Genomic DNA, 10,381 nt, shown 5'->3' with positions numbered 1-10,381 from the left:
GCCCATCCGCAAATCCGGATTCGCACGCTTTCTGCCGATAAAGCCTACGGTACGACAGATTATCTGCGATCGCTGTTCGAGCAAGGGATTATTCCTCTGGTTTCGAATCCGTGATGATGGAGGTGGTGTCGGACCTGCTCATTTCGGTGTTGGTTGGGTTGTTTTCCTCTTTTTTCATGCCGAAGAGACGGATACAACTGACTTAAATCACCGGACTTCTAGAGGTGCCTGACTTAAGATTAAAATGATCAACCTTGAAAACTTTGGGGTACAAGACAGAGTGGTGATCATGTGATTGATCAGGTAGGAAATCCCGATGACATGGGTGATCGGGTACACCCTCCGCGGGTACAAGCAGCTGGAATTGGAATAATCACTCTGAACAAGCAATGAGGATCCACACTTGAAATGGATCCTCATTGTTCTGTTTAACCCGCTTTGCGATATTCCTTTATGGCGAGAAGGAGACCTCCGGTTACCCCGGTGTCATCGCCCAACGCGGGCAATTGGATATAACGGTCGATCGGCGGGATCTCCACGTAGCCGGCAATTCTTTCGGCCAGCTGCGCTTTCACCTTGGGGAGAAAATGCCCGCTTTTCATGACGCCTCCGCCCAGAATGATGATGTCCGGGCGCAAGACGACCGTATAGGTGTACAGCGCTTGGGCCAAATAAAACGCCATAAAATCCCACACTTCGTGACCGGCTTCAACCTCATGGCCTTTTTTGTTCAATCTGGCCTCAATCGTCGGTCCGGCCGCCATGCCTTCCAGGCAGTTGCCGTGAAACGGGCATGCTCCCCGAAACGCGTCGTTCGGATGGGGCTGCATCATGATATGTCCCATTTCCGGATGGCCGTACCCTTCCAAAAATTGTCCGTTTACGATTGCGCCGCCGCCGATTCCGGTGCCGACGGTCAAATAAAGCACGCTGTTCAGCCCGGCGCCGGCCCCTTTGGTTGCTTCGCTCAGCGCCGCCGCGTTAACATCGGTTGTCCATCCGACCGGGATGTTGTACTTGCTTTTCACCGCGCCGACAAAATCGAAATTGGACCATGACGGTTTCGGCGTATTTTTGATATATCCATACGTTTGGGATTGCGGATTCACATCGATGGGACCGAAAGAGCCGATCCCCATCGCTTGGATGTCGTATTGATCAAAAAAACCGAAAACCCGGTTCATCGTTTCGTCTGGCGTTGTTGTGGGAAACGTTGCCCTTTCGATCACTTGGCCATCCTCGTTGCCAACCGCACAGACAAACTTCGTCCCCCCCGCTTCAATCGCGCCGAACAAGATGAGTCACCCCCGTCATCCAGTTGGAAACCAACCGCTTTTTTACTTCAGAAGAGTCGCAAGACCTTGCTTGGAATCGATATTTTTTTCCATGGCGTCCGCTTGCGCTTCCCAGTTGTCGAATTTCCCGTATGCGGTAATGATCGTCGATCCGGTCGGCAATTCGGGGTGCTCGTTTTCTCCGTTCGTGCCCCAGTTGACCCAGCCGGAATCGTTTCTTTGCACGATTTGGTAACGGGATACGACGTTGCTCGTATACCAAACCATCGCGTATCCGGTCTTGTCATTGAGCTCGGCCGTCTTGTTGGCGCTCAAGGGGAAAATCGTTTGTTCCGGCGCGCTGTTGACATCGACAAATTTGCTGAACAGCACATTTCTGTTTCTTTCGCTCTCGTGCACCTGTCTATGCGCCTCGGGAATGATTTCGGAGACGTGTTTTTTGATGTCCTCCGCATCAAGCAGCCCTTCCTTGACGCAGAAAATTCTCCAAAAATAGTCCCAGGAAACTTCATTAATATTTTCCCCGATGCTGTCTTTATATTGTTTCAATTTCGGATTGTTTTGTTCGTCGGCGTTCTCCAGCAGTTTGTGAACCCCTTCGGACAAAATGTTGGCATACAGGTCGCCTTCCCGGTAATACGTGCCGCCGTAGCAAGCAAAAGAGGTGAACACTCTGTCGCCTTTGCCGCTCTCGAATTCGTCCCCCACCGTGATTTTGTTGACCACCGGAATGCCGTCCACGACCGTCGAGAAATCGTCCACATCATATTTTCTGCGGAACCAGGGCGTGTTGTAGAAAAATTCCCAGGTGATCGTGAAGTTTTTGCCTTTCAAATTTTCGTCCAAACCGTCTGGCACGGTTCCTTTGAACAAATACCTGCAGTACAAAGGGCCTTCCTCTTCCACGATGCAGTCGACGGTCGTATGCTCCGGAGGATTGATGAGCCCGTTTTTGGGCGTAAAGAACGGTCCGTAAAATCCTCCAATGGCGTTGGAATAGTCTTTGATCAAATTTTTCCCTTCCGCTTTCGCCTCAAAATAGCGGATACCCCATTTGCCGTAGGAAGTTCCGTCGGCGGTTCCGGAGCACAGTTCCAAAATGTAATAACCGGTGTCCAGCCTTCTGAACCCGTCCTTCTGCGTCACTTCCAGCTTTTCGATTCCTTTGAACGGTTCGCGGGACACCGGATTTTCCCCCGCATACAGCCAATAGGAGGTCACCAACTCATCCATGCTGACCAGATAAACGATCGAAGCTTCTCGGATATAGTCGCCATCACTCACGACATCGATCAATTGGAAAGGGATTGTGCGATCGGCATCGTCAACCAGGACAAGGCTGTCTCTGTGCACGCGATAATCCGCAAAATTCAATTTGGTGATGACCGGTTCATTGTTCCTGGGCAAACGATCCGGATTGTTCAGCATGATCTGAAATTTATAGGTGAAATTTTGATTTTCCATCGTTGTACTCCTCTCTTCTTTCAGGTGGGATCACGGAAGTTATTTTGCCTTGGCTGTCTTAAAAGAAAAGTTGAATCTTTTCCCTTTTTGAGCATCCACCAGGATGGCAATCAGAATAATCAGGCCTTTGACGACCAATTGCCAGAACGAACTTACCCCCAGCAAGTTCAGACCGTTGCTGATCACGCCGATGACGATCGCACCGATGACGGTGCCGCTGATCCGGCCTCTGCCGCCGGCCATGGAAACGCCGCCCAATACGCAAGCCGCGATGGCATCCATTTCATAGCCCTGACCTACGGAAGGCTGGCCGGAGTACATTCTGGCCGACAGCACGATCCCGGCAAATGCGGCAAGAAATCCTGAAATCGTGTATACCGCAAGCTCGATCTTTTTGGTCGGGACACCGGACAGACGAGCCGCTTCCCTGTTGCCGCCGATGGCGTAAACGTAGGTCCCGAATCTGGTTTTATTCAGCAGGATGGAGAAGATTATAATCAGAACAATCATGTATACAACCGGCAGAGGGATAATTCCGAAAAGCTGCCCTGTCCCGATGGAGGTATAGGCCTCGTCCCGAATTCTTTCGGATTGTCCGCCGCTGTAAATGTAGGCAACGCCTTGCGCGATATTCATCGTGGCCAAAGTGACAATAAAGGCGGGAAGCTTGAATTGGCTGATGATCGTCCCGTTCAGAAACCCGATAACCGTACCGATCAAAAGGCCGATCAAAATGGCGAGATATACCGGCAACCCGGCATTGACAATGAGCCCTACGGTCAATGTTCCGGTCAAGGCGACAATCGCCCCGACGGAAAGGTCAATCCCGGCCAAAATAATAATGAGCGTCATGCCGAGCGCCAGAAAGACGTTGGTCGAGATTTGCCGCAAAACCGTGATCAAGTTGTCCGTTGTCAAAAACACCGGGGAAGCGATGGAGAGTCCGGCGAACAAAAGGATCAAAACGATCAATATCCCCATATTCCCTTTAAAGACGGAAACAAACGGATTGACTTGTCTCTCCTTGGTTTTCGTCATGGATTTAACCTCCCGTTGCATAGCGCATAATATTCTCTTGAGACGCCTCGGATTGCGGCAGCTGCGCTGTCAGTTTTCCGTTTCTCATGACACAAACCGAGTCACACATATTGATGATTTCGGGAAGTTCCGAGGAGACCAATATGATGCCCAATCCCTCTTTGGCCAATTCGTTGATGATGGCATAAATTTCGGACTTCGCGCCCACGTCGACGCCCCTTGTCGGCTCATCCAGGATGAGAAGCTTCGGTTTGGTGGCCAGCCATTTGGCCAGCACCACTTTTTGCTGATTTCCCCCGGACAAATTGCCGACTTCGTTATCGGGCGAGGATGTTTTGATATTCAGGTCTTTGATATATTGGCCAATCAATTGTTTTCTTTTTTGTTCACTGACGATCCATTTGTTTTTCATCAGGTTTCGCAATTCGGCCAACGTCATATTGAATCCGACGGAGTTGATCAGCACGAGGCCTTGGCCTTTGCGATCCTCCGGAACCATGGCGATCCCTTTGGCGATCGCTTCTCTGCAGTTTTTAATCCGCAGCTCTTCCCCGTTCAGATAAACGGTTCCGCTGTCATAAGGCATCGCGCCGAATATGGCCTGCATTACTTCGCTCCGGCCCGCGCCCATCAAACCGGCGAAACCGAGGATTTCCCCTTTGCGCACGGAAAAACTGACATCTTCAAAAACGTTCTTTTTCGTCAGCTTGTCCACTTTCAAAACGACTTCATCCTGACGAGAATACGTCCGGGTATAAAATTTCTCCAGTTCCCGGCCGACCATCATGGCGACAAGCTGATCGGCATTCGTTTCTTTCGTATTCACCGTGCCCACATAGGCGCCGTCCCGAATGATGGTAATTCGGTCCGTAATTTTGAAGAGCTCTTCAAATTTGTGCGAAATATAAATGATGCCGACATTGTTCTTTCTCAATTTCTCCATGATGACGAACAGATTGTTGACCTCTTCCTCGGACAAGGAGGAAGTCGGCTCGTCCATCACCAAAATTTTCACCTGGAAAGAAATGGCCTTTACAATTTCGACGAGCTGCTGCTGGGCGATCGTCAATTCTCCGACCAACGTGTTCACGTTAATGTTCAATCCGAGCTCTTCCACCATTTTTTGCGCCCGGGAAATCATTTGCCGTTTGTCCTTGAACCCGAATTTCGTTACCGGTTCTCTTCCCAGAAAAATGTTTTCCGCCACGCTCAAATACGGAACGAGAACGATTTCCTGGTGAATGACGCCGATGCCGTGCGCCCGCGCATCCTGGACCCCTTTAATAGGCGCAACTTTCCCGTCGATCACAATTTCGCCTTGGTCCGGTTGATGGATGCCGCCCAAAACTTTGATCAACGTGGATTTGCCTGCGCCGTTCTCGCCCAGCAAGGCGTGGATTTCCCCGGCTTTCAGCTCGAAATTGATACCGTTCAGTGCCTGGGTTTGACCGAATCTTTTGGCAATCGAACGCATTTCAAGAACGGGTCTGGCCAATGGAATTCACCTCCGAAAGTCCAATTCAAACGTAGAATGCAAGAAAAGATTCTTGCATTCTACGGAATTTGCGATGCGATATGATGTTTTACTGTAAGTGATTATTGCCATTGTCCTGCTGTTTTTTCCGCCATTTCCTTCGTTACGACGTGGGAAGGCAGCAGGATTTCTTTTTCGATTTCTTTGCCGTCCAGCAAATCAAGCGCAGCCTGGAACGATTTTTCCGCGATTTGAATCGGCACTTGAGCGGCTACCGCGGTGAACGATCCATCCAACAGCGCCGCCTTGCCGTCCGGAGAAGCATCGATCGAGTAAACGGCAATGTCGTCGCGGCCGCTTGCTTCAATCGCTGCCGCTACGCCCAGAGCGGAAGGGTCATTGATGGCAAAGAATGCGTCAATGTCGGGATTGGCTTGAATAATGTCTTCGGCGATCGGCAGCGAAACGTCGAGTGCGGCTTTGCCGTCTTGTTGCGCGACAATTTCGAATTTCGATTTGCTGTCCCCGAGTCCGTCCATGAATCCGGCAACGCGTTGAACGCAGCTTTCATTGGCCGGGAAATCCAAAATCGCGATTTTTCCGCCGTTGGGGAAGTCTTTGACCATTTGTTCGCCCATCAATTTGCCGGCCATGTAAGCATCGGTCGCAATAACGCTTTCAACGAGCTCGCGGTCTTCTTCAATGACTGCCGTATCCACGTTGATGACCGGAATTTTTTTGTCCTTCAGCATTTCCAGGCCTTGGCGAATGCCGGCGGAGTCAACCGGGATCACGAATACCGCGTCATATCCTTGGTTGGCCACGTCGGACATTTGGTTGATCTGTTTGTTCAGGTCGTAGTCCGGGTCAAGCACCGTCAATTCCACGCCTTTTTCTTTGGCGAGACGTTGGTAAGTTTCCGTCATGGCCGTTTGGAACGTATTGTTTTGCGTATTGGGCAGGAAAGCGAATTTCAATTGGTCACTGCCGCCGGAAGTTCCGCCGGAAGCTGCAGTCGTGCTGGAACCGCTTTCTTGATTGCCGCACGCAACCAGTGACACAGCCAGAATAAGTAAAGATAGAGTTTTCCAAAGATGTTTCTTCATGCTGTTTACCCCCGTATGCTCTGAATGATTTAACTAAAAAGATGGAATATACCTCCTGCCCGCGCGCGTTTAATTAAACAGTAGGTCGTTTTGTAACTCTTCCATCTCTAGCTTTACATAAATATATAACACGTAATGCTTTGTGTAGTCAATTAAATAAAAAAACAATACGAGGAAATGATTGCTTTTTGTTTTTTTACGTAAATTTATTCAGTATGATGCCTTCGATTTCCGGCGGAGCCGGTTCCAGCGTGATGTCTTTCCACGCTTTCAGCAAATTTTTGGAATCGACGGCATAAGGCTGAACACCGATGTATTTATAAGAATCGTGTCCCAGCAAAGCTTTAGCCGTCGCGAGTCCCACCGCAACCCCTTGATGATAAGGCCTCTGGGTGGAAAGCCCCTTCACCATTTCTTCTTTGGCCAAATAGATCCCGATTTCCACATCCAGATCGCAGGTGAAGATCGACACGTCTTCCCGGTTCAATTCCTTGAGCGCCCGAATCGCTTGTAATGCCGGTCGATCCCAGGAAATATACAGCCCTTGGATTTCTGGATGGGCTTGCATCATTTCTTTGCAGACGTGATAGGTGTTTTCGATTTGGTAAAAATATTTTTCATCCACAATTTCAATGTTTGGAAAGTTGGTTCTGATGACCTCTTTGGCTACGGCATCGCGGAGATGCGTTCCGTAAAACGGGGCTCCGTGTCCGATAAAGCCGATTTTGACATTGGGTTGGTTTTTGAAATAATTGCCCAGCAGCATCGCCGCATTTTGCCCGTTTTCCCGTTCATTTACGGACACGCACGAGGCGTACTGATCTTTATCCATTCCTTCGGGCACGTTGCTCAGAAAGATCAATTTGACTTCTTGGGAGATGCTTTGAAATTTTTTGGCCGTAAGTTCGTCGTCGACCGGAATGGCGATGATCGCATCGGGCTTTTGCAGCCGCAATCCTTCCAGCTGGTTGACTTGCAATTCCGGATCGAAATGGGCATTCGTAATCGAAATGATCGAGATTCCGTACTTGTCCAATATATTTCGAATGCCATTCTCGTACAATCTGGCCCACGCCGTACCGCCATAGTGGAACGAAATCGCGACTTTATAATGGCCGGCCATCAGCTTGTCGGCCTCAGCTTTGGAAATCGTCAACTCTTCGGGAGAAACCGTTTTTTCCCCGAATGGCCCTCTCCCGATCACCTGCGTGGACTGTTTGATGGAGAGCTCCATCGGAACTTTGATTTGCTCGGTTCCTCCGGCATCGTTCTCCATTTTTTTGAGAAGAAGATGGACTCCCCGAACTCCCATCTCTCTGGTATCATGCTTAAGGATAGTCAACGGAGGATTCGTGATTTCCGACCAATCTTCGTCGCCGACTCCTATGATCGACACATCGGCCGGACATTCGATCCCCAATTTGTTCAGCACCTTCAGCAAATAAAGCGTAATCCGGTTGCTGCAGGCCAGGAAAGCGGTCGGCTTATGCTGAACCCATACATCGTTGATTTTCTTTGCGAATTCATCTAAACTGCTGTCATGTTCCATCTCTAAGATTAATTCTTTTTTGACGGACAATTTGAAAGCATTTAAAGTTGTGACGTAACCTTTCAAAATTGTTTCCGTTGAGGAAACTTGATCCTTTTCCATGATCAGAGCGATCTCTTCATGTCCGGACTTCAACAAATGGGCCGCAGCTTGGGAAATTCCTCCTTCATCGTCCGATAGGACGGACCCGACACCTTTGACCGCCATGGTTCGCTCCAGAAAAATAAACGGAATACGCTGCTGCACCAATTTTTCGAACGGTTTGGCATCTTTATTTGCAGGAATGAAAATGCCCCCGGCAATTTGCTTGTTATAAAGGATGTTGGTGATCATGTTCCTTTCTTGGTCCGTGTTGTCATTATGAAAATAAAGAGCAGGGTTGTACCCTGCATCCATTAACGCAGTCGAGATGCTGGAAACCAGTTTTACATGAAAAGGATCCGACAAGTCCGGCACAACAACGGCGATTTCCGATCTTTTGCCGATTTTCAGCTTGCTTTTTTTATTCTCCAGTTTTTTATCGTAACCGGTTCTCCGGATTGCCTCTTCCACCCGTTCAACCAGTTCCGGACTTACATACCTTGATTTGTTGATAACATGGGACACCGTAGCAATCGAAACGCCGGCTTCCTTCGCAATCTGGTGGATCGTAACCATTTTCTCACCCCTTATTTACGTAAATTTAAAAAAATATTATCACTCATTCGCGGCATGGTCAACGCATTCAAACTTCGCGGCGAAGATTTACGTAAACAGGCGAAATATAAGGGGCCCAGACATGACTCCAAGTTCCGGTGCCGGGTCATCCGAAAGCGTAGAAATAAATTCCAAGGAGTGGCCGTCCGCACGTGAAAGTTCTTCCCCTTCCGCATAACGACGAAGGGGGCATTCGCTTTCCGCAAGCAAATGCCCCAACATTTTTTTCTAATAACTTTGTTTTTGCATCTAAAGAATTAGCTATAGACCAACTCTCTTGCGGTTAGACCAAGCGTCCGCGACGTTGCATCATGAATTTCTTGGAAAAGCCCCGGGTTTTTCACGAGCGAAACGCCGTAAGAAGGAATCATTTCTTTGATTTTCGGTGCCCACTCTTTCATATGTTGCGGGAAGCATTTTTGCAATACCTCAAGCATGACGTGAACGGCCGTTGAAGCTCCCGGAGAAGCGCCAAGCAATGCGGCGACCGAGCCATCGGCGGCACTCACGACTTCCGTGCCAAATTGAAGCGTTCCTTTACCGCCGGCCTCGGTATCTTTGATCACTTGCACACGTTGGCCCGCCACCACAATGTCCCAATCTTCGCTTTTGGCGTTCGGAACAAACTGCCTCAACTCTTCGATCCGCTTTTCTTTCGATAACATCAATTGTTGAATCAAGTATTTGGTCAATGCCATCTCTTTTACGCCTGCTGCCAACATCGTTAAGACATTATTCGGTTTTATGGAACCGATCAGATCAAAATTTGAACCCGTTTTTAAGAACTTTGGCGAGAAGCCGGCAAACGGTCCGAACAGCAAAGATTTTTTCCCCTCGATATATCGGGTGTCAAGATGCGGAACGGACATCGGCGGAGCGCCGACTGCAGCTTTGCCGTATACTTTTGCATGATGCTGCGCTACAACCTCCGGATTGTTGCATACCAGGAATAGTCCGCTTACCGGGAATCCTCCAATATGTTTACTTTCGGGAATACCCGTTTTTTGCAGCAAAGGAAGGCTTCCGCCGCCGGCCCCGATAAAGACGAATTTCGCCGTATGGCGTTCGACCGTACCGTTGACGAGATTTTTCACTTTCAATTCCCATAATCCGTCGCTGGTACGCTTAATATCCTCAACCTTATGTTTGTAGTGGATCTCGACGTTATGATTCTTCAAATGGTCAAACAACATGCGCGTTAAAGCGCCAAAGTTGACATCCGTTCCGGAATCGATTCTTGTTGCCGCAATCGGGCCATTGATCGTCCGGTCTTTCATCATCAGCGGAATCCATTCCATCAGTTTGGCCGGGTCATCGGAAAATTCCATCCCTTGGAACAGAGGGTTGTTTGACAACGCTTCATACCGTTTCTTCAAGAACGCTACATTTTTTTCCCCTTGTACGAAACTCATATGAGGCAACGGCCTGATAAAGTCCTGCGGGTTACGAATCAGATTGCGGTTTACAAGATAAGACCAGAACTGTCTTGAAACCTGAAACTGTTCGTTAATCTTGATCGCTTTGCTGATATCTATGGATCCATCCGGTTTTTCGACCGTGTAGTTCAGCTCGCACAGTGCAGCATGCCCCGTTCCCGCATTATTCCATTCGTTGGAGCTTTCCTCACCCGGTTTGTCGAGCTTCTCAAACACTGTAATTTTCCAGTCCGGTACGAATTCTTTCAGTAGCGTCCCCAAAGTCGCACTCATGATTCCGGCGCCAATTAAGATCACGTCTGGTTTGCGTTCCATCGTAGTGG

7 protein-coding genes are annotated in these 10,381 nt (G+C 49.1%); all 7 read right to left on the bottom strand.

Translation table 11 applies throughout. The features are described 5' to 3' along the window. Positions 1–428: 428 nt before the first annotated feature. A complete protein-coding gene (locus ABEV74_RS17660; RefSeq protein WP_430148010.1) occupies positions 429–1,298 on the bottom strand; it encodes an ROK family protein in 870 nt (289 codons plus the stop codon). A 39-nt stretch (positions 1,299–1,337) separates the two neighbouring features. Further along, positions 1,338–2,759 (bottom strand): hypothetical protein, encoded by a 1,422-nt coding sequence (locus ABEV74_RS17655; RefSeq protein WP_430148002.1) that lies wholly within the window; start codon positions 2,757–2,759, stop codon positions 1,338–1,340. Between the two features lie 39 nt (positions 2,760–2,798). Continuing rightward, entirely contained in the window at positions 2,799–3,797 is a 999-nt protein-coding gene (locus ABEV74_RS17650; protein ID WP_430147999.1) for an ABC transporter permease, read from the bottom strand. A gap of 4 nt (positions 3,798–3,801) precedes the next feature. Next, positions 3,802–5,271 carry a sugar ABC transporter ATP-binding protein gene (locus ABEV74_RS17645; RefSeq protein ID WP_430148007.1) on the bottom strand — a complete coding sequence of 490 codons (1,470 nt, stop codon included), beginning with the start codon at positions 5,269–5,271 and terminating at the stop codon, positions 3,802–3,804. Positions 5,272–5,393: 122 nt separating this feature from the next. Further along, the gene (locus ABEV74_RS17640; protein ID WP_430147996.1) at positions 5,394–6,248 is read right to left on the bottom strand and encodes a sugar ABC transporter substrate-binding protein; all 855 of its coding nucleotides are present in this window, start codon (positions 6,246–6,248) and stop codon (positions 5,394–5,396) included. Positions 6,249–6,573: 325 nt separating this feature from the next. Further along, positions 6,574–8,583 (bottom strand): LacI family DNA-binding transcriptional regulator, encoded by a 2,010-nt coding sequence (locus tag ABEV74_RS17635; protein WP_430147993.1) that lies wholly within the window; start codon positions 8,581–8,583, stop codon positions 6,574–6,576. Between the two features lie 296 nt (positions 8,584–8,879). After that, complete coding sequence (locus ABEV74_RS17630) at positions 8,880–10,373, bottom strand: malate:quinone oxidoreductase (RefSeq protein ID WP_430148005.1); 1,494 nt, start codon at positions 10,371–10,373, stop codon at positions 8,880–8,882. Positions 10,374–10,381: the final 8 nt, after the last annotated feature.

The sequence above is a fragment of the Paenibacillus cisolokensis genome (assembly GCF_050481165.1).
In the GTDB taxonomy this organism is placed as follows: Bacteria; Bacillota; Bacilli; order Paenibacillales; family Paenibacillaceae; genus Paenibacillus_AH; species Paenibacillus_AH cisolokensis.
This window is presented reverse-complemented; position numbering and strand designations above follow the sequence as displayed.

Excerpts from the sequence above, each read along its gene's own strand:
- ABEV74_RS17655 (WP_430148002.1), bottom strand. The coding sequence starts at position 2,759 with ATGGAAAATCAAAATTTCACCTATAAATTTCAGATCATGCTGAACAAT.
- ABEV74_RS17650 (WP_430147999.1), bottom strand. The coding sequence starts at position 3,797 with ATGACGAAAACCAAGGAGAGACAAGTCAATCCGTTTGTTTCCGTCTTT.
- ABEV74_RS17645 (WP_430148007.1), bottom strand. The coding sequence starts at position 5,271 with ATGCGTTCGATTGCCAAAAGATTCGGTCAAACCCAGGCACTGAACGGT.
- ABEV74_RS17635 (WP_430147993.1), bottom strand. The coding sequence starts at position 8,583 with ATGGTTACGATCCACCAGATTGCGAAGGAAGCCGGCGTTTCGATTGCT.
- ABEV74_RS17630 (WP_430148005.1), bottom strand. The coding sequence starts at position 10,373 with ATGGAACGCAAACCAGACGTGATCTTAATTGGCGCCGGAATCATGAGT.